Source organism: Kribbella sp. NPDC043289 (assembly GCF_056436705.1).
The window spans coordinates 1-23269 of record NZ_JBWKCB010000010.1 but is presented as its reverse complement, the minus strand read 5'-3'; the positions used below and the strand labels follow the sequence as shown (position 1 = coordinate 23269).

Genomic DNA, 23269 nt, shown 5'->3' with positions numbered 1-23269 from the left:
TTCCTCCGTCAGGCCCGGCCTACTGGCCGGTGCTCTGCGTCGTCGTCTTGTCCTTGCCGCCGACGACTCCCTCGACGGCCTGGTCGTAGTTCTTCGCGGCGTCTTCGGGCGAGGACTGCTTGGTCATGACCGCCTCCATCGCCGTGATGATCTCGTTGGAGACCTTCGGGTACTCCGGCAGCGCCGGCCGGTAGACCGTCACCGACACCAGGTCGGTGAAGAACTTGGTGCTCGCCGAGGAGGCCTTGTACGCCGCGTCCGAGGCGACGTCCTTCCGGACGGCGATCTGCGCGCCGTCGGTGGCGTACTTCGCCGCGTTCTTCTGGGTCTGCAGCGTCTTGATGAAGTCCCACGCCGCGTCCGGGTTCTTCGACTTGGCCGGGATCGCCCAGGTCCAGCCGCCGGAGAGGCTGACCTTGCCCTTGCCGCTGCCGTCCTGGGTCGGCATCGCGGTCTGGCCCATCACGTCGCTCCACTGCGGCCACGGCTTGGCGCCGGACTTCAGCCAGTTGCTGTAGATCCAGGAGCCGTCCAGGTCGATCGCGAGCTTGCCCTGCGGCAGCAGTTCGGTGCCGACCTTGCTGCCCATGTTCGGGCTGAGCGCATCCTTCGGCGACGGGGCCAGGCCCTCGGTGAAGACGGTCTTGACGAAGTTCATCGAGTCCTTGAAGCCCTGGCTGCCGACGACCCACTTCTTCTGGTCGTAGTTGTACAGGGTGTCCTTGGTGCCGTAGAGCAGCATCTCGAAGCCCTGCATGGCCGAGGCCTCACCCATCGGCTTGCCCGAGTACATGTTGAACGGGATGACGCCGGGGACCTTCTGCTTGATCGTGCGCGCCGCGCTGAGCACGTCGTCCCACGACTTCGGCTGCCAGTCGGCGGGCAGGCCGGCCTTGGCGAAGATCTGCTTGTTGTACCAGAGCGCCCGGGTGTCGGTGCCGTCCGGTACGCCGTACGTCTTGCCGTCCGCGCCGCGCGCCGCGCCCTTGGCGGTGTCCTCGAACTGACTCCACTGGTCCCACTTGCCGATGTAGTCGTCGAGCGGCTTCAGGTACCCCGCGGTGATGTCGGAGTTGATCAGGAAGGTGTCCTCGTAGACGATGTCCGGCGCCGTGTTGGGCGAGCGCATCATCAGCTGGATCTTGGTGTAGTAGTCGTTCTCGCTGGCCACGACCGGAACGATCTCGACCTGCGATCCCGGGTGCGCGGCTTCGTACTCCGCCTTGACGCCGGTCAGGAACGTCTTCATGACGACGCCCGGACCCCACTGCTGGTACGCGATCTTGATGTGCGCGGGGCCGGAGCTCTGCGCACTGCCGGCATCCGGCGTCTTGGTCGTCGAACCCTGACTACAGGCCGAGACCGCCAGCAGCAGCGCGCCGATGGCCGCTGCTGCCTTGAAACGTTTCCTTGTCACCATCAGGTCCACCTTCGGGCAATCGTTGTCATGCCGGTACCACGACCCAAACCCTGCGGGGTTTCCCGCGACGGTAGGAGTCCTCGACGACCGAAGTCAATGCTTGACAGACAACGTTGTCGCCGCAGTCGCGCGCGAACGCGGCGACCGGAACGTAACGATCCGGTCACCGCGTTGTCATAGCTTCACTTTGTCAGGCTGCGACTGCTGTGGCCTGATGGCGAGCCGGTTCGGCGCGTCCCCGGGAACGGAGTGCACCGAGCCCACACAGGACCAGACCGGCGACCAACCAGCAGGTCAATACGACGAGTGGTCGCGCCGCACCCGCGCCGTCGAAGAAGCTCACCGAGCGCAACGCCGTACCGGCGGCTCCCGGGGGCAGGAGCTGACCGACAGTGCCCCAGCCGTTCGGCAGCATCTCCGGTGCGCTCGTCATCCCGGACAGCGGGTTGCCGAGCAGCATCATCGTCGCGCCGCCGAGCGCGAGTCCCGCCGTACCGAGCAGCCACTCGAGGCCGAGCAGGGTCAGGCTGATCGCCGCGATCGACATCGCGATCACGCCCGCGTTGCCGAGGTAGTTGCCCTCGAACGAGCCGAGCCAGTACTGCAGTACGGCGGCCAGCGCCAGCCCGCCGGTGATGGCGAAGGTGATCGCACCGATCATCCGACGCGACCCGGACCGCACGAGTTGGGTCAGCGCACCGGCCGCGATGATCCCGCCGAGCACGAGCGGCAGAGCGCCCGCGGCCAGACCGGCGCCTCGCGGATCGTCCTTGGGCAGCGGTACGACGTCGGTGACCTTCGCCGGGCTCTCGGGCGAGATCTTGGTCGCCAACTGGGTCAGGATCTGCGCGACCGCGGGCCCGGCGGCCGACGCGGTGAGCACCTCGGGCTGCGGGGCGTCCAGCACGATCGCGCCGTACGCGTCCCGGTCCTGGATCCGCTGCACCGCCGCCTGCCGATCCGGTACGGCGGTGATCTCGAACCCACCGGGGATCGCCTGCTCGAGCCCGGCCTGGACCTGTTGGACCGCCGGCGTCGGGCCGGACACCGCGAGCGGGACGTCCCGGGGCTCGGAGCGGGCGGCCGGCCAGGCGAACGCGATCAGCATCACCGTGAGGACCGCGGTCAGCAGCACGATGACGACCACCAGGGGCGGCCGGCGACGTTCGGTCATGACATGACTCCTTAGCGCACGAAAACCGAATGCTCGTTCTTTATCAGGATCGAGCCTGACAACCGGCCGGTCAACTTGTCAAGAACGGACATTCGTTTTATGTTGCGAACGTGCCGAAGGTCACCGAGGAACACCGCCTGGCCCGCCGCGCCCAGATCGTCGCCGCGGGGCGTGCCTGCGTGATCCGGGAGGGCTTCCACAAGACGACGATGGCCGACGTGATCCGCGAGTCCGGCCTCTCCGCGGGGGCCGTCTACGGCTACTTCAGCAGCAAGGAAGAGATCGTCGGCGCGATCGCCGAGGACGCGCTCGGGACGATCCACCAGCTCTTCGACAAGATCCTCGCCTCCGAGGAGCCGCTCACCCCGCTGGCCGCCCTCGAGGCCACCATCGAGCACGTGGTCGAGATCGCCGAGTCGCCCGGCGGCGACGTCACCCGGGTGGCGGTTCAGGCCTGGGCCGAGGCGCTGCGCAACGACTCCATCCGTGAGGTCGCGCGCGGCAAGTACTGCCAGCTCCGCGACCATTTCGTCGTCATCGCCCGCCGCGCGCAGGCCGACGGCACGGTCGACCCGGACGTCCCGGCGGAGTACGTCGCGCAGGTGATGTTCGGGATGGTCCCCGGCTTCGTCCTTCAGCGGCTGATGATCGGCGACGTCTCCCCCGCCACCTACCAGGCCGGCCTGCGCGCACTGCTCCGTGATTAGGTGGAGTTTCCCCCACCCTGAGCGGCGGTCCAGGACCATGGGTTGGTACGTCGCCGCTCCGTAGCGTCGGCGGCATGAAGAAGCGCTCGCAGGAACAAGTCGACGGGACCGGATACTCGGTCGTCCTGCACGACGTACGACGGGTCTACGGCCGTGGCGGGAACACCGTCACCGCCCTCAACGGGATCTCGATGAAGTTCGCCCCCGGCACCTTCACCGCGGTGATGGGCCCGTCCGGGTCGGGCAAGAGCACGTTCCTGCACTGTGCGGCCGGCCTCGACCGGCCGACGTCCGGCAGCGTCCTGATCGACGGGCAGCCATTGGCCGGCCTGAGTGAACGCAAGCTGACCGAGCTGCGCCGGGACCGGATCGGGTTCGTGTTCCAGTCGTTCAACCTGCTGCCCGCGTTGACCGTCTGGCAGAACGTCTGCCTGCCGCAGGAGCTCGACGGCCGGCGGCCGAACAAGGCCGCCGTACGCACCGTTCTGGAGCGCGTCGGTCTCGGCGACCGGCACAAGCACCGCCCGGGTGAACTGTCCGGCGGTCAGCAGCAGCGCGTCGCGATCGCCCGCGCGCTGGTGGCCCGGCCCGCGGTCATCTTCGCCGACGAACCGACCGGCGCGCTCGACACCCAGACCGCGGCCGACGTCCTCGAACTCCTGCGGGAGCCGGTCCGGTCCCAGGGCCAGACGGTCGTCATGGTCACCCACGATCCCGTCGCGGCGTCGTACGCCGACCAGGTCGTCTTCCTCGCCGACGGCGTACTCGCCGGCAGCCTGACCGCACCGACGGCCGAGCAGGTCGCCGACCGGATGACCCACCTCGGCGCGCGGTCCAACCTGCAGGCGGTGGCCGGATGATGCGCCTGGCCATCCGCACCTTGCGGCACCGCAAGAGCGGCTTCATCGCCACGTTCGTCGCGGTCGTCTTCGGTACGGCGATCGTGATGGCCTGTGGTGGCCTGATGGAAACCGGGATCCGGTCCAACGTCGCTCCCGAGCGTCTCGCCGCGACTTCACTGGTTGTCACTGGCAAGCAATCGCACCTCCGGCCCGGTGCGGAAGACGCCACACCGTTGCCCGAACGGGTCGGCGTACCCGTCGATTTGCTGTCCAAGATCCGTTCCACAGAAGGCGTTTCGTCCGCCGTCGGCGACTACACGTTCAGTGCCTTCGGGCCGGGTGCCACTGAGGGCCACAACTGGTCCAGTGCCGCGCTCGCGCCGTACCACCTCAGCGCCGGGCACGCGCCGCGCTCCGGTCAGGTGGTGGTGACAAACGGTAAGGTCGGCGACCAGGCCACGTTCGTGATCAACGGCGAGCCGCGGACGTTCACCGTGAGCGGCCTGGCGAGCGGCCCGTCCGGGCACGCGTTCTTCGCCGACCGTGACGCCGCTGGTCTGGTTCAGAACCCGTCGCGGTTCGCCGACATCGGCGTACAAGTTGCCCCCGGCACCGACCTCGCGACGGTCCAGAAGCGGCTGGAGAAGGTCGACGGCAACCTCACCGTGCGCGCAGGCATCGACCGGGGCATCGCCGAGCACCCCGACGCCGAGTCGCACCGGACCGCGCTGATCTCGATCGCCGGCTCCTTCGGCGGGATCGCGACCATGACGATGATGTTCGTCGTCGCGTCGACACTCGCCCTCGCCGCCCAGCACCGCGAACGCGAGTTCGCCCTGCTCCGCGGGATCGGTACGACGCCCGGTCAGGTACGGCGGATGATTCTCGGGGAAGCCCTCATGGTCGCCCTGCCCGCGGTCGCGCTCGGAAGTCTGCCCGGGATCTTCCTCGGCCGCTTCCTGTTCGACCAGCTCGGGTCGCACGGCGTCGCCTCGCCGGTGGTCGAGTTCTCGCAAGGATGGATCCCGTTCGCGGCCGGCGCCGGTGCCGCCGTACTCGCAGCGGTCGGCGCGGCACTGATCGCGGCACGGAAGTCTGCCAAGATCCGGCCGGTCGAGGCGCTCGTCGAGGCGTCCTTGCAGCGCAGGTGGTTCAGCTGGATCCGGTTGCTGTTCGGTCTGCTGTTCCTCGGCGGTGGCCTCGCGCTGCTGATCGTCACCGCGACTGTCATGACCGGTCCGCTCGCCGGAGCGACCGCTGGTCCGTCGATCCTCTGCTGGGCGATCGGTGTCGCGCTGCTCGGTCCGTTCTGGACGAAGCTGGTGCTGGCGTTCTGGCGCTGGCCGGTACAGGCGCTGACCCGCGTCAACGGCCGCCTCGCGATCCGCAACCTGTCCGCGCGATCCGTGGCGATGTCGGCCGCGGTGATGCCGGTGATGCTGGCCGTCGGGATCTCGACCGCCAACCTGTACATGCAGACGACGCAGGTCCACGCCGCCTCCGAGGCTTTCACGCGCGACCTGCGAGCGGACGCCGTACTCGTGTCTGATGCGGGTCTGTCGCCGGAGTTGCTGTCGCAGGTTCGTTCGGTGCCTGGGGTGGCGAGTGCGTCGGCATTCGTCCGCAGCATGGCCGCGGTCGACGAGCCACGCAACGCCCCCTTCGACGAGGACGGCGCACCGGTGATCGGCGTGGACGCACAGGGCGCGAACGGTACGGCGCCAGTTCGGTTGACGAGCGGTTCGCTCAGCGGGCTGACGGGCTCGACGGTCGCGTTGCCGGAGTACATGGCAACCAAGACCGGGCGTGGGGTCGGGTCCGAGGTCACGCTGACGTTGGGCGACGGCACGACCGTGAAGCTCCGGGTGGTCGCGACGTTCGCGGCCGAACGCGGCTACGAAACCCTCATGCTGCCCGCGTCCCTGGTTGCCGCGCACACGACGGACGGTCTGACCAAGCAGATGCTGGTCCGCGCCGAGCCGGGTGCCGACGTACGCGCGGGGCTGTCCAAGCTGGCCGCTGCGCATCCGGGGGTTCAGGTCGCGGACCGCAGTACCTTGGTCGCCGCGAACGCGGAAGACCTGCAGACACAGGCGTGGGTCAACTACATGCTCGTCGGCATGCTGATCGCGTACACCGCGGTCTCGGTCGTCAACACGCTGGTCTCCACCACACTGCGCCGCCGCCGCGAGTTCGCCCTCCAACGCCTCACCGGCTCAACCCGCCTCCAGGTCCTCCGCATGCTCACCACCGAAAGCACCCTCATAACCCTCGCCGGCATCACCCTAGGCACCGCAGTAGCCCTAGCGTGCCTAATCCCCTTCTCCGCCAAGGTCTCCACCAGCCCCCTCCCCACCGGCCCCCTCTGGATCTACCTGGTCGTAGTCGGCGCCGCAGCCCTCCTAACCTTCACCTCAACCCTCCTCCCCGCCACCACAACCCTCCGCCACTCCCCCACCCAACCCACCCACACCGACTAACCCACCCCGGGCACGAGGCCGCGCACGTGGGTCGCCTCCCGGGCGCTGAGACAAGAACCGGCGACCGAAGACAAGCTATTGCCTGTCCCCAGTCACCATTAGGTGTCTCCACCCCCACGCCCGCGCTGCGGCGAACGGAGGGTACGGCGCCGACCGCACTCGACCGGCCGCGGGACGGCGGAAGGTACTCCGTTCGTCCGCGGCACCGGCCCGGCGCATGAGTGGTGCCGCGCCAACCCGCGCTCGAGGTGGGGCTGAGACAAGAACCGGTAGGTGGCGACCTGTTATTGCCTGTCTCCAGCCACCGTTGCGGGTCTCCACCCCCGCGCACGCCCTGCGTATGGCGCCGGCCGCGCTCGACACCCGGCGTGAGGCCGCGGAAGGTACTGCGTTCGACCGCGCCACCGAGCCCGGCGCGTGAGAGGTGCCGCGCCACCCGTGCTCAAGGTCGGAGGCTGAGACAAGAACTGGTGGGTGGAGACCTGTTATTGCCTGTCTTCGGCAACCATTGCGGGTCGCCACCCCCGCGCACGCGTCGCGGCGACCGAGGTACGGCGCCGGCCGCACTCGACAACGCGGCGGGACGGCGGGACGGCGGGACGGCGGGACGGCGGGACGGCGGGACGGCGGGACTCTACTGCGTTCGTCCGCGGCACCGATCCGGCGCGTGAGAGGTGCCGCGCCAACCCGTGCTCGAGCTCGGGGGCTCAGACAAGAACCGGTGGGTGGAGACCTGTTATTGCCTGTCTCCAGCCACCACTGCGGGTCGCCACCCCCGCGCACGCGTCGCAGCGACCGAGGTACGGCGCCGACCGCACTCACCCCCGCGGCGGGACTGCGGAAGGCGGAAGGTACTGCGGTCGCCCGCGCCACCGAACCCGGCGCATGAGAGGCGCCTCGCCAACCCGCGCTCGAGCTCTGGGGCCTGAGACAGGAACCGGTGGGTGGAGACCTGTTATTGCCTGTCTTCGGCAACCACTGCGGGTCTCCACCCCCCGCACGCGTCGCGGCGAACGGAGGGAACGGCGGCGGCCGCGCTCGGCACCCGCCGCGAGACCGCGGAAGGTACTGCGTTCGACCGCACAACCGAACCAGTTGGGGTAAGAGGTGCTGCCGCGGCCCGATGCGCCAACCCTCACCACAGTTGGCGGGAGTGGCGCTCCGGCCTGCATTCGAATCCTCGCCCGGTGCCCAGCGGGTGGTGGTGCGCTCAACCCGTGCTCGGCCTCGCACCCCGCACCCCGCACCCCGCACCCCGCACCCCGCACCCCGGAGCATCGGGGACACCGCCGGGATCGGGTTATCGGGCGGGGGTGGGTTCGGGGGTGGGTTGGAGGGCGAGGGTGGTGGCTTGGACTATGGCGGCGTTGGTGCGGAGCCAGGTGGAGAGGACTACTTGGAGGTCTTCGAGGTCGCGTTCTTCGAGGATGACGCCGGGGACCGGGATGCTGGCGCCCAGCTCGGACAGCACGGGCCGGAGGTGTTGGTCGGCGAGGAGTTTGTGGCTCGGGGCGGCGGAGACCGTGACCGGTACGACGACCGCGCCGGCCAGGGCAGACGGGCGTAACACGTCGAGGAAGCTCTTCAAGAGACCCGTGTAGCTGCCCTTGTACACCGGCGTCGCGACCACGATCACCGACGCCGACGAGACCAGGTCGATCGCGTTCTCCAGCTCCGCCCGCTCGGACTCACTAGCGCTGTCGCCCTGGAAGATCGCCGGCGCGAACGTCACCAGGTCGACCAGTTCGTCGATGCGGTACGGCGTACCGAGCTCGGAGGCGAGTAGTTCCGCGACGGACGCGGCGGCGGCTGCGGTCCGCGAGCCGGCGCGGGGATTGCCGACGACCGTGACCACGGACTGCGGCCACACCGGCGGCTCCGGCACGACCTGCGATTCGAACGCGACTGACGGCATCTGACCCAACTCCTGAGGCTTCGGCAGTGATACCTCGAGCGTAGTCAAAGTAGAGCGTGCTACTGGACTTTCTCAGTATCCGAACGCCCGCCGCGGAGCTTGACCACGACGAACCACAGCACGGCCGCCACCGCTCCCGCGATCACCAGCTTCTGGAACACCCCGACCGACGACTCCACCAGATGCCAGCGCTCACCGAGCTGGTAGCCGGCGAGGATCAGCAACGAGTTCCACACCAGGCTCCCGACCGCGGTCAGCGGCAGGAACAGTGCGACCGGCATCCGCTCCACGCCGGCCGGCACCGAGATCAGACTGCGGACGACCGGCACCAACCGCCCGATCAGCACCGCTTTCGGGCCGTGCCGCAGGAACCACTCCTCGGCCTTGTCGACGTCCCGCAGTTTCACCAGCGGCAGTTTCGCCGCGATCGCCCTGGTCCGCTCCCGGCCGAGCACCGCGCCGACGCCGTACAGCGCGAGGGCGCCGACGATCGATCCGAGAGTGGTGAACAGGATCGCGCTGACCAGCCCGAGATCGCCGCGAGCGGCCGCGAACCCGGCCAGCGGCAGGATCACCTCGCTCGGCAGCGGCGGGAACAGATTCTCCAGCGCGACCGCGAGGCCCGCCCCGAGTGGCCCGAGCCGCTCCATCAGATCGATAGCCCAGCCAGCCACTCCACCAGTCGGCGACTCGGTCACCTGAACTGCGGTCATCATCACCTGATTCATCGTCAGCATGGCAACGAAACTAGGCCCGTGCACACCACCCACACACTGGAGCCAGCCACCGTCTTCGGTTCTGGCAACCCACCGTACCGACCGGGGGAAAACCCCCGGTTGTGCGAGCCTTTCTCCCAAGCCACACGTCCCCAGGAGGGTCTATGACAGTCGAGCACGCGCCGCGGATCAGCACGTACCCGTCCCGCGAGGAACTCGGCCGCGCCGCCGCGACCGCGGCCGCCGAGGCGATCGGGACGGCGATCGCGACGACCGGACGGGCGCGCATCATGCTCGCCGCCGCCCCCAGCCAGAGCGCGACGCTGGCCGCGCTCGCCACGGCGCCGGACCTCGACTGGAGCCGGGTCGAGTGCTTCCACATGGACGAGTACGTCGCCCTCTCGCCGGAGGCGCCGCAGTCGTTCCGGAACTGGCTGCACCGGAGCTTCCTCGACAAGGTGCCGCAGGCAACGTTTCACCCACTCGCCCCGGAGGACGGCGCGGACGCCTACGCGGCGCTGATGGGCGGCGAACCGTTCGACGTCGTGCTGTTCGGTCTCGGCGTCAACGGCCACCTGGCGTTCAACGACCCGCCGGCCGACTTCGACGACCCGCAGGCGGCGAGGCTGGTCGCGCTGGACGAAACCAGTCGGCGTCAACAGGTCGACGAGGGCAACTTCCCCGAGCTGAGCGGCGTACCCACGCATGCGGTCACGGTGACGATCCCGCGGCTCCTGAACGCCCGCGACCTGGTCGGCTCGGTCCCCGGATCGGTCAAGCGCCAAGCCGTCCACGACACCCTGACCCAACCGATCAGCCCGGCCTACCCCGGTACGGCGCTCCGCACCCACCCGCGCGTCCAGCTCTTCCTCGACACCGAGTCGGCTCCCTAGGAAGCGCCCCAGGAAGCGCCCTAGGCGACCCCGAGGTACAACCCACCGGACGCGTCGACGACCTGCCCGGTGATCCACCGCGCCGCCGGTGAGGCAAGGAACGCGACCACGTCGGCGACGTCGTCAGCGCTGCCGAGCCGGCCGAGCGCGGTGTGTCCGGCGATCAACTCCGGCAGCCCCGGGGTCTCGAAGACCGCACCGTTCGCCTCGGTGCGGGTGGCGCCCGGCGCGACCGCGTTCACCGTGATCGCCCGCGGCCCGAGCTCCAGCGCGAGCGTGCGCGTCATCGTCTCGAGCGCACCCTTGGTCATCGCGAACGAGGTCTGCGCCGGGTTCGCCATCCGGGTCGCGACCGAAGAGATCGAGACGATCCGGCCACCGTCGGACAGCAGCGGCAGCAACCGCTGGATCAGGAAGTACGGCGCCCGCACGTTCACCGCCATCAGCCGGTCGAACGCTTCCTCGGTGTCGGTCGCGAGCGGACCCGCCGGCGCTGCAGCAGCGTTGTTGACCAGCACGTCCAACGCCCGCCCGGCCAGCCCGGCGGCCACCTGCCGACGCACCTCGTCGGCATCACCTGGTACGCCGAGCTCCGCCCCGATCACGAACCCGCGACCACCGATTCGCGCCAGCGTCTCCTCGGCGCCGGCCTTGTCCTGGTGGTAATGCACCACGACCTCCGCGCCCGCCGCGGCCAGCCGCTCTGCGATCGCCCGCCCGATCCCACGCGAGGCGCCGGTCACCAACGCCACCCTGCCGTTCATGTTAGAAACTATCATGACGTTAGTATCTACCACATGAACCTGAGGGACCGCCAGCGTGCCGAGACCCGGCAGCGGATCCAGCGGCACGCGCTTCGCCTGTTCGCCGACCGCGGGTACGACGCGACGACGGTCAACGAGGTCGCCGACGCGGCCGGCGTCTCGGCGATGACCGTCTACCGCAACTTCCCCACCAAGGAAGACCTGGTCCTGTACGACGACTTCGACCAACTCGCCGCGGCCACCCTCGCGCAACTCCCCGCGACCGGCTCACTCGCCGACCGCATCGCCCGGACCGTCGCGGCCACCCTCGACCTGGCCGCTACAAACGACCACGACCTGCTCCTCGCGCGGCTCCAGCTGATGATCTCCACCCCCGCCCTGCAGGCCCGCCACCTGGACAGTCAGTTCCGCCTGCAGGAAGCGTTCGTCACCGCGATCTGCGCCACCGACCCGACCCTCGAGTACGCCGCCCGCGCCGCCGCGAGCGCCTGCCTCGGCGTGGCCCATGTGGCCCTACTGCGCTGGGCCGGCGACAACGGCGAACCGGATCTCGCCGAACTCTTCCGCGAAGCGTTCGTGGCCACCTTCGGTCACTCGCTCTGACGTCGCTGCTGGCCAGGCTTGAAACCGGCCTGACCGGGTTATATTCCTGGTATGGCAACTACGTTCGAGGTGCTGGCGGAGCCCCGGCGCCGGGACATCCTCGATCTGTTGCGCGCCGGGGAGCGGCCGGTCGGTGAGCTCGTCGAGGCGCTGTCGCTGAGCCAGCCCGCGGTGTCGAAACACCTGAAGGTCCTGCGCGACGCCGGCCTGGTCGAGGTCCGGCACGACGCCCAGCGCCGCTGGTACCGGCTCCGTCCCGCCCCACTGGCCGAGATCGACGCCTGGCTGGCGCCGTACCGCGACCTGTGGCGCGACCGCCTCGACGCACTCGAGGCACACCTCGACCAGATGGAATGAGCAACGGCCCGGATCGGATCCGGGCCGTGCTCGAGCGGGGCCGTGCTTACCCGTCGACCACGCGAGGTCAGACGACTTCAGGAACGCGCAGGTGGGCGACGACGAGTTCGAACTCGCCGACGTCGAGCACCTGCGCACCGGCGTCCTTCGTGGTTGCGGCCCGCATGGATGCGGCGGCCTCGCGGTTGCTGTCCATCGCCTCCTGGCTGTCGTAGGTCACCGACGACACCCCGTGGCCGGAGGTGCGGTCGACGAGCAAACTGGCGCTGCAGAAGCCGGCCAGATCCTCCAGCCGCGGCAACGAGGCGACCTTGTAGACGTCGATCGCCCGGTCCATGGTCGCCGGGTCGATCTTCACCCAGGTCGCCCGGACGCAGGCGCCGGGGACCGACCGGTGGTCACGGTGCAGGACCGCGATCTCCCACTCCCGTACGTCCGGACTCCCGCCGCCGAGCGTCGCCGCGATCTGCTCCCGGATCGGCGCCAACCGGTCGTCGGTGGCCCACATCGTCTCCTCGGACCGCCAGGCACTGGTGGCGATGCACCGACCGGACCCCCGGTCCGCCATCATCGACAGGCCGATACAGCCGTCCATGTCGACGATCATCGGCATCACTTCGTCGCGCACTTGCGCGATACCGGCCTCCATCGCCGCCGGCGTGGCATTGATCGTGGTGGAGCGCGCGTACACGATCCACCCCCTAACCCCTCGGGGCAGCACCCCGGCGGCGCCGCCGCTCATCCCCCACATTCCTCCGCGGACCGCACCCACGCAAGAGACCGCGGTCCGGCCGCGCAGACCGGAGTACGGCGGACTGTCAGGCGTGCTCGGCGACGTCGAAGACGTTGCCCTCGGGGTCGGCGAGCGTGATCCAATGCGCTCCGTACTCGGTGTACTCGTCCAGTCGCTTGGCGCCGAGCCCGACCAGCCGGTCGACCTCGGTCGCCCAGTCGGCGGCCGCGAGGTCGAGGTGCAGCCGGTTCTTGGCGGTCCGCGGCTCCGGGACCGCGATGAACATCAGCGTCGTCCCGGGCGCGTTCCGGTTCACGGACGCGAAGGACTCGTTGCCATCCGCATCGACCTCGGCGGAGAACACGCCGGCCCAGAAGGTGGCGAGCGCGTTCGCGTCCACGCAGTCGAACGTGATGGCTTCGAGAGAAACAGACATGGTTCAGCCTTTCAGCACAGGGATCTGCTGGATCGGCCAGCAGACCTCGATTCGGTAGGAGTCGGGATCCTGTACGTCACCGGGACCGGCGACGTACAGCTCACGGATGGGCCCGGGCGCGACCTCGCAGTACTCCGCGACGTGGCTGCCGAGCGCGGCGTAGGTCCGGTCGAAACCGGTCATCGCACCGGCATGGACCGCGATGGCGAAGTACCCGCCGGGAAGGTCCACGAGCTCGACCCCCGTGGCCGGCGCCTGGTCCGGCGGGACCGGCAGGAATGCCACGACCTCGCCGGCGTCGTCGGTGAAGAACTCGTCGCTGTACGTCGCACCCGATGTGGCGCGGATGTCACCGGTGACGGCGTCGAGCTTGCCGAACGCGTACTCGCACCACGGCCCGATACCGTCCCGCTCCACCCGGTCGCGAACACCGTAAGCCCGGAAGGGCGGGATGAACCGGTACGCGACCTCGAGGACCGGGTGGCCGGGCGTCAGCAGTTCACGCAGCGAGGCCACGACCTCGCGAGTGTGCGCGAGCTCCTGCTCCATCCGCTCCAGGTGCGTCCGCAACGTCTCCTCGCGGACCGCACCGTCGGACTCGACCACCGCGCGGACGTCCGCCAGCGGCATCTTGAGTTCCCGGAGCCGCCGGATGAGCAACGCCGTGTCGACCTGATCCGTCCCGTACCGCCGGTACCCCGACGACGCGTCGATCGCGACCGGGGCCAGCAGGCCGATGTCGTGGTAGTGGTGCAGCGTCTTCACCGTCAGATGCGTCAGGCGGGAGAACTCCCCCACCGTCACCGTCGCCGTCATGCGACAAGCTTCCACCCTCCGGTCACCGGAGGGTCAACTGCCGAACGCCCAGGCCATCACAATCGCCGAAAAGCGGCGGGGCGCCGCGTGGACGCCCCGCCACAGACCGATTGTGATGGCCTGGAGATCCGCTATCCCCGATACCGCCCGATCACCTTCGAGAAGTCCCACGGGTTCTGCGAGATCCCGGAGCAGCTGTCCGCGCTGCCGCCGGTGCACGGCCGGTCGCGGTTCGCCGACCAGAACGTGAACCGGGCCAGGTGGTGCTCGGACGCGTAGGACAGCATCGACTCGAAGTCCGACAGGTTGACGCGCTCACCGGCGACGTCGGTGATCCCGTTCATCGAGGAGATCCCGATCTTCCGGTACGCCGCGTCGTCGCTCAGCCCGTACGCCGCCTTCACCTGGTTCTTCAGCCCGTCGGCCGCCTGCCGGGTCAGCGTCCCCATGTTCGTCGACCCACCACCGAAGTCGAACGGCATGATCACCCAGCCGTCGAGATCGAGACCCGAGGCAGCGCCGCGCCTGATCAGGTCCTGCCCGTTCCCGTCCGGTCCCGAGGTCGTCGTACCGAACGTCAGGTACGTCGTGATGCCCGGGTTGTTCTGCTCCACGATCTTCAGCGCGTCGATCACCTTCTGCCGGACGCCGGCCTGCGCGACCTCCTGGTCCTCGATGTCGATGTCGATCGCCTTCAGCGACAGTGCGTTGATCACCTTCTGGTACGCCGCCGCGAGCTCGCTCGCCGTATCGCAGCTCTGCCCCAGCTTGTTCCCGGACCAGCCACCGATCGACACCACGACGTCGCCGCCGTTCGACCGGATCGTGTTGATGGCCTGCTGGTCGGCGCCACCGGTCAGCGGACGACCGCCGTCCCACTGCGGGTTGCAGTACCCGTTGGACAGGATGAACGCCATCGTGAACCACTTCACCCCGGCCGCGTTCATCACCGTCGCCGGGTTCGGCGGGTCACCCCACCCCTGATACAGGTACGGCGCTGCCGCCATCGGTGCACCACTCGCGGGCGGAGGTCCATCGTCACTCGCCGGGGCGTTCCACTTCTGGTTGGCTGCGCCGGTGCAGGTCCACAGCTGTACCGGTGTGGTGTTGGCGGAGTTGTTGCCGGTGACATCGAGGCACTTGTTCGCCTGCGGGTTCACGAGATCCCGCCCGGAGGTGTAGGCCCATTGCTGCGCCGCGCTGCCGTTGCACGTCCACAGTTGCACCCGCGCGCCGTTCGCCACCGAGCCACCGGATACGTCCAGGCACTTGCCCAGCGCACGCAGCGTCCCGTCGCTCGAACGAGACCACTGCTGGGCACTTGTCCCGTTGCAGTCGTACAGCTGGACCGCCGTACCGTCAGCTGTTGCGGCTGCGGCGATGTCGAGACACTTCCCGGCCAAGCCGGTCACAGTGCCAGTAGCGGCCTGTGCGGGTGAGGTGATGGACAGCCCGAGCACCAGGGCCGTGCCTGCGACCAAGAGCCGCTTCACGAGACAGTCCACTTCTGGTTGGCAGCTCCAGTGCAGCTCCACAGCTGGACCGGAGTGCTGTTGGCGGAGTTATTACCCGTGACGTCGAGGCACTTGTTCGCCTGTGGATTCACCAGATCTCTCCCACTCGTATAGGTCCACTGCTGCGCGGCACTGCCGTTGCAGGTGTAGAGCTGGACGCGCGCACCGTTGGCTACCGAGCCGGCGTTCACGTCGAGGCACTTGCCGAGCGCTCGGATCGTGCCGTCACCGGGACGGGTCCACTGCTGCGCCGTCGTACCGTTGCAGTCGTAGATCTGGGCCGCCGTACCGTCGGCGGCACTCGCGCCCGCGACGTCGAGGCACTTGCCGGCCAGGCCGGTGATCTGACCGCCACTTCCTCCGCCGCTCTGGGTCCCACCCCAGGTGAAGGTGGCGGACGTCTTGGTAGGCAGCGTGTAGGTGAAGGACTGAGAGCCCCAGTTCACCCGGACCGACTGCGAGCTGCCGGTCGTGTTGAACGCGATGAGAGCCTTGGAGCCGTCCGGGTTCTTCCAGGCCACGTTCTTCACCGCGCTGTTCGCGGTCGAGTCGATCCGCAGCGCGCCCGGCTTCACGAACTTGGTCAGGTGGCCCATCGTGTAGTACTCGACGGTCTTGGTGACCTGACCGCGCTGACTGTCGTTGCGGTGCACGGTCACGAGTCCGGTGCAGACGTTGCAGCCGGCACCGACGTACGGCAGGTGGTTCTCGTCGAGGGCGATCCCCCACTTGACCCACGACTTGTCCCAGTTGCGGGTGTAGTCGATCAGGTTGTTCATGTCCTCGACCTGTTGGTTCGCGATCCAGGTCCCGCCGGAGTGCTCGGTCATGTACGCGTTCACGTTCGGGTACTGGTTGTGGACCTGGGTCTGCAGGTTCACGTCGCCGCCGTACCCGTGCCAGGCGATGCCGCCGAAGTTCGGGTCGTTACGCAGTGCCGCGTCCGCGATCGGGACCGACCCGAGGTCGTTGTAGTTGCCCCAGTTGTAGTCGAGGATCAGCACCTTGGTGGTCAGCCCGGCGGCGTGCAGTGCGGGCAGCAGGTTGTTCTTGGTGAACTCGAGCAGGCCGGAGCCGTTCCAGTTCATCGACGCGTAGCCGGTGTTGTCGCTCCCGCAGCAGGTCGGCTCGTTCTGCACCGAGATGTAGTCGATGTGGTTGCCCTGGGCCTCGTTCTGTTGCAGGTACTTGACGAAGTACTGCGCGTACATCGGGGCGTACTCCCACTTCAGCCAGCCGCGGTGCACGAAGTCGTTGTTGTCCTTCATCCAGGCCGGCGCGCTCCACGGCGAGCCCATCACCTTGACCGCCGGGTTGAGCTGCCGGGCCTGCTTGGTCAGCGGGACGATGTCGGCGAGGTCGTGCTGGATGCTGAAGTCGTTCAGGTCGCAGCAGGTGTCGTCGTAGGAGTAGTTGGACCGGGCCAGGTCGGAGGCACCCATCGGGTTCCGGATGAACGCCAGCCCGATCCCGTCCACCGGGTCGAACAGGTCCTTCATCACCTGGTTGCGGGTCGCGGCCGAGATCACGTTGCTGCTGTTCAGCAGCCAGGCGGAACTGTCGGCGAACGACGCGCCACCGCCCTCGAAGGACTGGTACGTCGTGTTCTCGTTCACCGTGACGGTCTGGTCCGCCGAGCCGCCGGCGGGACCGAAGTTCACCGGCGTCTGCTGCTGCAGCCCCCGGGTGACGTTCTGGCCGGCGGAGTCGTTCGTGGTGGTCAGCCAGACGTTGACCTGTTCACCGGCGGCCTGGGCGGGTGGGGCGGTTCCGATGCCGAGCCCGGCGGCGGCCACGCAGAGCGCAGCGGCCAGTGCGGGCAGGAGGCGTTTGACACGCATGGGGCGGTTCTCCCTTGTTTTAAAGGAGTGTGGGGCGGTCCGTCGCCGACGCCTGCCCGCGTCCGCAACTGGTGGTCACCATGAGGTAACCATCGGTAAAGTGCCGTGTCAACGCCGGAAGCGAGACTTTTTTCAGATCTCTTAATTAGTCCCGGGGTTGACGTGGGAGCGTTCTCACGGCACGCTGCGGCCCACATCCACCCTCATTCAGACGCCCCCGAAATGAGGTACATCCATGAAGCGTCCCCGCACGCTCGCGCTCCTCGCGATCGGTGCCGCACTCGTCGGCACCGCCCTCCTCCAACCGGCCGCCAGCGGCCACCAGCAGGCTGCCGCCGCGCAGACGGCCACGGTCTGGGAGGACAACTTCGACGGCCCCTCCGGCCAGGCCCCCGACCCCGCCAAGTGGCGGTACGACATCGGCGGCAACGGCTGGGGCAACGACGAACGCGAGTACTACACCAACAGCACCCGCAACTCCGCCCTCGACGGCAACGGCAACCTGGTGATCACCGCCCGGCAGGAGAACGGCGGCTTCCAGTGCCACTACGGCCCGTGCCAGTACACGTCGGCACGGTTGCTCACGGCCCAGACCTTCACTCAGACGTACGGCAGGTTCGAGGCCCGGATCAAGATCCCCCGGGGACAAGGGATCTGGCCCGCGTTCTGGATGCTCGGCGGCGGCAACTGGCCGAACGACGGCGAGATCGACATCATGGAGAACATCGGCAAGGAGCCGGCCACCGTGCACGGCACGATCCACGGTCCGGGCTACTCCGGCGCCGGCGGGATCGGTGCCGCGTACAACCATCCGAACGGCTGGTCGTTCGCCGACGACTTCCACACCTTCGCGGTGGACTGGGCCCCGGACTCGATCACCTGGTACGTCGACGGCGTGCAGTACCAGCGCCGCACCCCGGCCGATCTGAACGGCAACACGTGGGTCTTCAATCACCCGTTCTTCATGATCCTGAACCTCGCGGTCGGCGGCTACTGGCCGGGCTACCCCGACGGCACGACGCAGATGCCGCAGACGATGACCGTCGACTACGTACGGGTCTCCACCCTCGGCAGCGCAGGGGGCGGCGGCTCGCAGATCACCGGCCTGGCCGGCAAGTGCCTCGACGTCGCCGGAGCCAACCCGGCCGACGGTACGACGGTGCAGATGTACGACTGCAACGGGACCAACGCCCAGAAGTGGTCACGTCCCGGGGACGGCACGATCCGTGCCCTGGGCAAATGCCTCGACGTGGCGAACGCCGGCATCGCCGACGGCACCAGAGTCCAGCTCGCCACCTGCAACGGAAACGCCGCCCAGCAATGGGTCTACAGCTCAGGCCACGACCTGGTGAACCCCAAGGCGAACAAGTGCCTGGACGTCACCGGCAACCGCTCCGACAACGCCACCCCAACCCAAATCTGGACCTGCGGCGGCGGAGCCAACCAGAAGTGGACCGTCTAACGAACAGCTCCGCCGTCACGGAGTAGGCGGACGACGGGAAGGGTCGCGGCGCCGAGGGCTACGGCGTCGCGACCCAGTTCGCAGAGGACGATGGTGACCTGGGCGTACGGGCGGCGGAGGGCGTGTTTGCCGACCTCGACGCGCAGCTTGTCCAGGTGTTTCTCGCCGAGCAGCAGGCCGGCCCAGCCTCCGAGGACGATGCGTTCGGGGTTGACCAGGTTGACCAGGTTCGCGAAGCCTGCGGCCAGGTAGCCGATCGTGTCGGCGACGATCGTTGCCGCGAGCTCCGAATCCGACTCCAGCAGTTCCACGAAGGCGGACTCTTCGTCACCGCTGACGACGCCGCCGGCCTGTCGGTACCGATCGAGGACGCCTTCCGCACCGACGTACGCCTCGAGGCACCCGAGGGCGCCGCAGCGGCACTGGCGGCCGCCGTACATGATCGTCATGTGGCCCCACTCGCCCGCGCTGCTGCGGGCGCCGCGGTAACTGGATCCGCCCGCGACCAGCGCCGAGCCGACACCGGAGCCGACCAGCGCCACGACCGCGTCGGTCGCTCCGCGGCCAGCGCCGAACCACATCTCCGCTTGCCCGAGCATGTTCGCGCCGTTGTCCACGTGCACCGGGATGTCGGTGCCCTCGGCAAGCATCGCGGCGAGCGGTACGGCCTCCCAGCCGAGCGTCTGCGCGTCGACGATCGCGTTGTCCTCGACCACACCGGCGACCGCGACGCCGAGCCCGAGAACCTGCGCGGACTGGATGCCTGAGGTCGCGAGAACGCTCGAAAGCCCTTCCAGGACGTGCTTCACGACCTCTTCCGGGGTGGGTGAGCTGATCGGGTGGTCGGCGCGGGCGAGCACGTTCATCGCCAGGTCGAACAGCTCGACCCGGACCCGGGTCTCGCCGACCTCGGCACCGACGACGTACCGGAAGTCCTGGGCGACCCGCAGCAGGACCCGCGGCCGGCCACCCTCGGACTCGACCGAGCCGGCCTCCTCGACGACGCCCTCGCTGATCAGCTCGGCGACCAGGTTGCTCACGCTGGCGGCGCTGAGCGAGGTCCGGACCGTCAACTCCTGGCGGCTCAGCGGGCCCTCGCGGTAGATGCTGGTGAGGATCACCGAGCGGTTGGACCGGCGCATGTCGCGCACCGTGGTCCGGCGTACTTCCATCCCTTACCTCACCCTCGGCCCCGGGCAGGCCGCTCGCCCCCGAGTTCATCATGCCGCCCCGCGCGGCGGAAGAGGTCCCTTCCTCCAGGCTGTGAACTAAGTCGCGATTCGTTACCGCTCCGTGATTGACGGTCCGTGACGGTCTCCGCTTTGATCTACGGAACCGCTTCCGAAACCGGTTCCGTAGCGTCCGGCCCCGACCGCCCGAGGGGAGTCAGCGTGTCCATCACCATCGCCGATGTCGCGGCCCGTGCCGGCGTCAGCAAGACCACCGTGTCCCGCGTCCTCAACGGCAAGGGCGAGCTGGACCTGCGCACCGCCGAGCGCGTCCGCCAGGTGATCGAGGAGCTCGGGTACGTGCCGAGCGCCCGCGCCGTCGGCCTGGCCCGCGGCCGGACCCGGATCGTCGGAATGCTGGTCCCCTCGCTCACCTGGCCCTGGATGGGCGAGGTGCTGCAGGGCGCGGTCGACGTGGTCGAGTCCGAGGGGTACGGCCTGCTGCTGTTCACCGTCAACCGGGGCGCGGAATCCATGCAGCAGTTCGCGTCCCAGGTCTCGTCGCAGTCGTTCGACGGCCTGCTGGTGATCGAGCCGGAAGGCACCCTCACCTACATCGAGCAACTCCACGCCCGCGGTCTGCCGGTGGTCCTGATCGACGACCGCGACCACCGCCCGCAGTTCCCGTCCGTCGCCACCACCAACTACGCCGGCGGCGAGTCCGCTGCCCGGCACCTGCTGGAGCTCGGCCGCCGCCGGCCACTGGTGATCACCGGCGTCGAACGCTTCGGCTGTACCCACGAACGCCTGGACGGCTTCCGCGACACCTACGCCGAAGCCGGCCTGGAGCTCGACCCGAGACTCGTGGTCGAGGGCGACTTCACCCACGAGAGCGGGCGTCTCGGCGTCCAGCACGCCCTCGCCGAACGACTCGACTTCGACGCGATCTTCGCGCACAACGACCTGTCCGCCGGCGGCGCCATCCAGGCCGTCCGGGAGACCGGCCGGAACGTGCCGAACGACGTGTCGGTGGTCGGGTTCGACGACATCCCGTACGCCGAGCACACCGAGCCGCCGCTCACCACGGTGCATCAGCCGATGCGCCAGATGGGCCAGGCCGCTGCCCGGATGCTGATGGGGCACTTCGGCGGCACTCCGCTGCCCGCAGACCCCCAGGTGTTGCCGACGACGCTGATCGTCCGCAGCTCAACCGCCCCGACCGCCGCCCATCGGACCCGACCCGCCCCCAAGAACCGGTCCTACTGAAGCTCCGGCGGCGGGACAGCTGCCCCTGTCCCGCCGCCGGCGTACCCCTCTGAACATCGAAGACCTGGCGTGAGCTCTTCCCATGAGAGCGCTTTCACGCCACCATGCACTGGCCCACCGGCTCAGGGTGGGCCATCCGCCAACAGATACACAGGAGGAACCGATGCGAGCACGACGCACAGTCGCGCCAGGGCCGTGGAGACGGCGTAGCTCGAGCGATCGCGGTGCCCAGGTGCGTGCATCGCAAGGCGACGGACCGCCCTCGATGCGGGGTTCATCGTGGGCGGTCCGTCGCCGCCGCGAGGTGCGTGCCTGGGCACCGCGAGCGCCGAGGTACGCCGTCTCCACGGCCCTCGCCCTCGCGGGCCTGCTCGCGGCAGCCACCCTGGCTGCTTGTAGTAACGGGGACGGGAAGGCCGCCGGCACTGGCTCAGGCGGCGGCGCGACCGTTCTGAACATCGGCATGCCGAACGGTCCACAGACCGAGAACCACAACCCGTTCCTCGGCTCCTCCTCGGGCGCCTCACTGGGCTACCGCTGGATGATCTTCGAGCCGCTGGTGATGATCAACGGCATCAAGCCGACAGATCCCGGCAAGCCGTGGCTGGCGACCGAGTGGAAGTGGGACGCCAACTTCACCAAGCTCTCGCTGACCATCCGGGACGGCGTGAAGTTCTCCGACGGCCAGCCGATGACCGCGGACGACGTGGCGTACTCGTTCCAGCTCCGCAAGGACAACGACGGGCTGAACCAGGACGCGATCCCGTACGGCACGATCGCTGCCTCCGGCAACAAGGTGGACCTGACCTTCACCCGGTCGCAGTTCACCAACCAGAACAAGATCCTGACCGTCTTCGTGGTCCCGAAGCACCAGTGGTCGACGATCAAGGACCCGAGTCAGGACACCCTGAAGAACCCGATCGGCACCGGCCCGTACACGGTCAAGTCGTTCACCCCGCAGACCACCACGCTGACGTTGCGCGACTCGTACTGGCAGGACCTCCCGAAGGTCAAGGAGCTGCGGTACACGTCGTACAACGACAACAACGCGCAGACCACCGCGCTGGCGAACGGTTCCTCGGAGTGGAGCTTCGTCTTCGTCCCGAACGTGAAGGCCGTCTACCAGGACAAGGACCCGAAGAACCACAAGCTCTGGTTCCCGGCGAACCTCGGTATCCACGGTCTGTGGATCAACACCACCAAGAAGCCGTTCGACAACGCCGCGCTGCGTCGTGCGATGAACCTGGTGATCAACCGCGACGACATCTTCCAGCAGGGCGAGGCCGGGTACTTCTACCCGAAGGTCGAGTCGATGACCGGCATCCCGACGCCGGCCGGTGAGTCGTTCATCGCCCCGGAGTACAAGGACAAGAAGCACGCGGTCGACGTCGACGGCGCGAAGAAGGAACTCAGCGACGCGGGCTTCAAGCTCGAAGGCGACGTACTGAAGGACCTGACCGGCAAGCCGGTGACGCTCACGCTCACCGACCCGGCCGGCTGGTCGGACTACCAGACCGACCTGGAGATCATCAAGGACAACCTGTCCACGATCGGTATCAAGGCGACCGTCGAGAAGGCCAACCAGGACGCGTGGTTCAAGAACATCGACACCGGCAACTTCGACGCCGCGATGCACTGGACCAACGGTGGCGCGACGCCGTTCGACATCTACCAGAACATCATGGACGGCAAGATCCTGAAGCCGGTCGGCAAGGGTGGCGTGAGCGGCAACTACGGCCGGTTCAACAGCCCGGAGGCGACCAAGGCGCTGGACCAGTACGCGAACGCCGCGGACGACGCGACCCGCACCAGCGCGCTGAACACGCTGCAGAAGATCATGGTCGAGCAGATGCCGATCATCCCCACCTCGGCGTCCAACGTCGGCGGTCTCTACAGCACCAAGAACTGGGTCGGCTGGCCCGACGAGCAGAACCAGTACGGGCCGGCGCAGCCGACCCAGCAGAACGCTCTGCAGATCATCCTCAACCTGAAGCCGGCCGGCAGCCAGTGATTCCGGGCCGCGGGGGGGGGGGGGGGGGGGGGGGGGGGGGGGGGGGGGGGGGGGCGGGGGGGGGGGGGGGGGGGGGGGGGGGGGGGGGGGGGGGGGGGGGGGGGGGGGGGGGGGGGGGGGGGGGGGGGGGGGGGGGGGGGGGGGGGGGGG

At 68.7% G+C, this 23269-nt stretch carries 20 protein-coding genes; 9 read left to right on the top strand and 11 right to left on the bottom strand.

Features of this window, described 5'->3' with window-relative positions; translation table 11 throughout:
- Window positions 1–19: 19 nt before the first annotated feature.
- Window positions 20–1420, bottom strand: a complete 1401-nt coding sequence (locus tag AC0662_RS37495; protein WP_478306620.1) for an extracellular solute-binding protein — start codon at window positions 1418–1420, stop codon at window positions 20–22.
- 190 nt (window positions 1421–1610) lie between these two features.
- On the bottom strand, window positions 1611–2594 hold the full coding sequence (locus tag AC0662_RS37490; protein WP_478306618.1) for a hypothetical protein: 984 nt from the start codon (window positions 2592–2594) through the stop codon (window positions 1611–1613).
- A gap of 110 nt (window positions 2595–2704) precedes the next feature.
- Here AC0662_RS37490 and AC0662_RS37485 point away from each other — a divergent pair, with 110 nt between their 5' ends.
- The 3 genes from AC0662_RS37485 to AC0662_RS37475 all read left to right on the top strand — a co-directional run bounded on the left by AC0662_RS37485 (window position 2705) and on the right by AC0662_RS37475 (window position 6623).
- Window positions 2705–3301: a TetR/AcrR family transcriptional regulator gene (locus tag AC0662_RS37485; RefSeq protein ID WP_452202056.1), complete on the top strand. Its 597-nt coding sequence runs from the start codon at window positions 2705–2707 to the stop codon at window positions 3299–3301.
- A gap of 74 nt (window positions 3302–3375) precedes the next feature.
- Window positions 3376–4161, top strand: a complete 786-nt coding sequence (locus tag AC0662_RS37480) for an ABC transporter ATP-binding protein (protein ID WP_478306616.1) — start codon at window positions 3376–3378, stop codon at window positions 4159–4161.
- Entirely contained in the window at window positions 4158–6623 is a 2466-nt protein-coding gene (locus AC0662_RS37475; protein ID WP_478306614.1) for an ABC transporter permease, read from the top strand. Before AC0662_RS37480 ends, AC0662_RS37475 begins: the two co-directional genes overlap by 4 nt.
- Before the next feature lie 1300 nt (window positions 6624–7923).
- Here the strand turns inward: AC0662_RS37475 and AC0662_RS37470 are convergent.
- Both AC0662_RS37470 and AC0662_RS37465 read right to left on the bottom strand, forming a co-directional pair.
- A complete protein-coding gene (locus AC0662_RS37470; RefSeq protein WP_452202048.1) occupies window positions 7924–8538 on the bottom strand; it encodes an NADPH-dependent FMN reductase in 615 nt (204 codons plus the stop codon).
- Window positions 8539–8597: 59 nt separating this feature from the next.
- Window positions 8598–9275, bottom strand: coding sequence for a DedA family protein (locus AC0662_RS37465; RefSeq protein WP_452202046.1), 678 nt, complete (start codon window positions 9273–9275; stop codon window positions 8598–8600).
- A gap of 143 nt (window positions 9276–9418) precedes the next feature.
- Between AC0662_RS37465 and AC0662_RS37460 the strand changes: the two genes are divergently transcribed.
- The gene (locus tag AC0662_RS37460; RefSeq protein ID WP_452202044.1) at window positions 9419–10147 is read left to right on the top strand and encodes a 6-phosphogluconolactonase; all 729 of its coding nucleotides are present in this window, start codon (window positions 9419–9421) and stop codon (window positions 10145–10147) included.
- A 20-nt stretch (window positions 10148–10167) separates the two neighbouring features.
- Here AC0662_RS37460 and AC0662_RS37455 read toward each other — a convergent pair whose 3' ends face one another.
- Complete coding sequence (locus AC0662_RS37455) at window positions 10168–10911, bottom strand: SDR family oxidoreductase (protein ID WP_452202043.1); 744 nt, start codon at window positions 10909–10911, stop codon at window positions 10168–10170.
- A gap of 33 nt (window positions 10912–10944) precedes the next feature.
- On the opposite strand from AC0662_RS37455, the gene AC0662_RS37450 reads away from it, so the two are divergent.
- Together AC0662_RS37450 and AC0662_RS37445 are read left to right on the top strand one after the other, a co-directional pair.
- Complete coding sequence (locus tag AC0662_RS37450; protein WP_452202041.1) at window positions 10945–11514, top strand: TetR/AcrR family transcriptional regulator; 570 nt, start codon at window positions 10945–10947, stop codon at window positions 11512–11514.
- 51 nt (window positions 11515–11565) lie between these two features.
- Entirely contained in the window at window positions 11566–11871 is a 306-nt protein-coding gene (locus AC0662_RS37445; RefSeq protein WP_387782138.1) for an ArsR/SmtB family transcription factor, read from the top strand.
- A gap of 67 nt (window positions 11872–11938) precedes the next feature.
- Here AC0662_RS37445 and AC0662_RS37440 read toward each other — a convergent pair whose 3' ends face one another.
- The 5 genes from AC0662_RS37440 to AC0662_RS37420 form a co-directional block, all read right to left on the bottom strand.
- Window positions 11939–12562: a hypothetical protein gene (locus AC0662_RS37440; RefSeq protein WP_452202039.1), complete on the bottom strand. Its 624-nt coding sequence runs from the start codon at window positions 12560–12562 to the stop codon at window positions 11939–11941.
- Between the two features lie 127 nt (window positions 12563–12689).
- The gene (locus AC0662_RS37435) at window positions 12690–13040 is read right to left on the bottom strand and encodes a VOC family protein (protein WP_452202037.1); all 351 of its coding nucleotides are present in this window, start codon (window positions 13038–13040) and stop codon (window positions 12690–12692) included.
- A 3-nt stretch (window positions 13041–13043) separates the two neighbouring features.
- Complete coding sequence (locus AC0662_RS37430; RefSeq protein WP_452202035.1) at window positions 13044–13856, bottom strand: MerR family transcriptional regulator; 813 nt, start codon at window positions 13854–13856, stop codon at window positions 13044–13046.
- A gap of 131 nt (window positions 13857–13987) precedes the next feature.
- A complete protein-coding gene (locus tag AC0662_RS37425; RefSeq protein WP_478306611.1) occupies window positions 13988–15349 on the bottom strand; it encodes a lectin in 1362 nt (453 codons plus the stop codon).
- Window positions 15346–17211: a lectin gene (locus tag AC0662_RS37420; protein WP_452202031.1), complete on the bottom strand. Its 1866-nt coding sequence runs from the start codon at window positions 17209–17211 to the stop codon at window positions 15346–15348. Before AC0662_RS37420 ends, AC0662_RS37425 begins: the two co-directional genes overlap by 4 nt.
- A gap of 235 nt (window positions 17212–17446) precedes the next feature.
- On the opposite strand from AC0662_RS37420, the gene AC0662_RS37415 reads away from it, so the two are divergent.
- On the top strand, window positions 17447–18673 hold the full coding sequence (locus AC0662_RS37415; RefSeq protein WP_478306609.1) for a family 16 glycosylhydrolase: 1227 nt from the start codon (window positions 17447–17449) through the stop codon (window positions 18671–18673).
- On the opposite strand, the gene AC0662_RS37410 is transcribed toward AC0662_RS37415, so the two are convergent.
- Window positions 18670–19845, bottom strand: a complete 1176-nt coding sequence (locus AC0662_RS37410) for an ROK family transcriptional regulator (protein WP_452202028.1) — start codon at window positions 19843–19845, stop codon at window positions 18670–18672. The genes AC0662_RS37415 and AC0662_RS37410 overlap by 4 nt on opposite strands.
- 219 nt (window positions 19846–20064) lie before the next feature.
- On the opposite strand from AC0662_RS37410, the gene AC0662_RS37405 reads away from it, so the two are divergent.
- Window positions 20065–21108, top strand: a complete 1044-nt coding sequence (locus AC0662_RS37405) for a LacI family DNA-binding transcriptional regulator (RefSeq protein ID WP_478306607.1) — start codon at window positions 20065–20067, stop codon at window positions 21106–21108.
- Window positions 21109–21373: 265 nt separating this feature from the next.
- Window positions 21374–23119: an ABC transporter substrate-binding protein gene (locus AC0662_RS37400; RefSeq protein ID WP_478306605.1), complete on the top strand. Its 1746-nt coding sequence runs from the start codon at window positions 21374–21376 to the stop codon at window positions 23117–23119.
- Window positions 23120–23269: the final 150 nt, after the last annotated feature.

Excerpts from the sequence above, each read along its gene's own strand:
- AC0662_RS37495 (WP_478306620.1), bottom strand. The coding sequence starts at position 1,420 with ATGGTGACAAGGAAACGTTTCAAGGCAGCAGCGGCCATCGGCGCGCTG.
- AC0662_RS37490 (WP_478306618.1), bottom strand. The coding sequence starts at position 2,594 with ATGACCGAACGTCGCCGGCCGCCCCTGGTGGTCGTCATCGTGCTGCTG.
- AC0662_RS37480 (WP_478306616.1), top strand. The coding sequence starts at position 3,376 with ATGAAGAAGCGCTCGCAGGAACAAGTCGACGGGACCGGATACTCGGTC.
- AC0662_RS37475 (WP_478306614.1), top strand. The coding sequence starts at position 4,158 with ATGATGCGCCTGGCCATCCGCACCTTGCGGCACCGCAAGAGCGGCTTC.
- AC0662_RS37470 (WP_452202048.1), bottom strand. The coding sequence starts at position 8,538 with ATGCCGTCAGTCGCGTTCGAATCGCAGGTCGTGCCGGAGCCGCCGGTG.
- AC0662_RS37465 (WP_452202046.1), bottom strand. The coding sequence starts at position 9,275 with ATGCTGACGATGAATCAGGTGATGATGACCGCAGTTCAGGTGACCGAG.
- AC0662_RS37460 (WP_452202044.1), top strand. The coding sequence starts at position 9,419 with ATGACAGTCGAGCACGCGCCGCGGATCAGCACGTACCCGTCCCGCGAG.
- AC0662_RS37455 (WP_452202043.1), bottom strand. The coding sequence starts at position 10,911 with ATGAACGGCAGGGTGGCGTTGGTGACCGGCGCCTCGCGTGGGATCGGG.
- AC0662_RS37450 (WP_452202041.1), top strand. The coding sequence starts at position 10,945 with ATGAACCTGAGGGACCGCCAGCGTGCCGAGACCCGGCAGCGGATCCAG.
- AC0662_RS37445 (WP_387782138.1), top strand. The coding sequence starts at position 11,566 with ATGGCAACTACGTTCGAGGTGCTGGCGGAGCCCCGGCGCCGGGACATC.
- AC0662_RS37435 (WP_452202037.1), bottom strand. The coding sequence starts at position 13,040 with ATGTCTGTTTCTCTCGAAGCCATCACGTTCGACTGCGTGGACGCGAAC.
- AC0662_RS37430 (WP_452202035.1), bottom strand. The coding sequence starts at position 13,856 with ATGACGGCGACGGTGACGGTGGGGGAGTTCTCCCGCCTGACGCATCTG.
- AC0662_RS37420 (WP_452202031.1), bottom strand. The coding sequence starts at position 17,211 with ATGCGTGTCAAACGCCTCCTGCCCGCACTGGCCGCTGCGCTCTGCGTG.
- AC0662_RS37415 (WP_478306609.1), top strand. The coding sequence starts at position 17,447 with ATGAAGCGTCCCCGCACGCTCGCGCTCCTCGCGATCGGTGCCGCACTC.
- AC0662_RS37410 (WP_452202028.1), bottom strand. The coding sequence starts at position 19,845 with ATGGAAGTACGCCGGACCACGGTGCGCGACATGCGCCGGTCCAACCGC.
- AC0662_RS37400 (WP_478306605.1), top strand. The coding sequence starts at position 21,374 with ATGCGGGGTTCATCGTGGGCGGTCCGTCGCCGCCGCGAGGTGCGTGCC.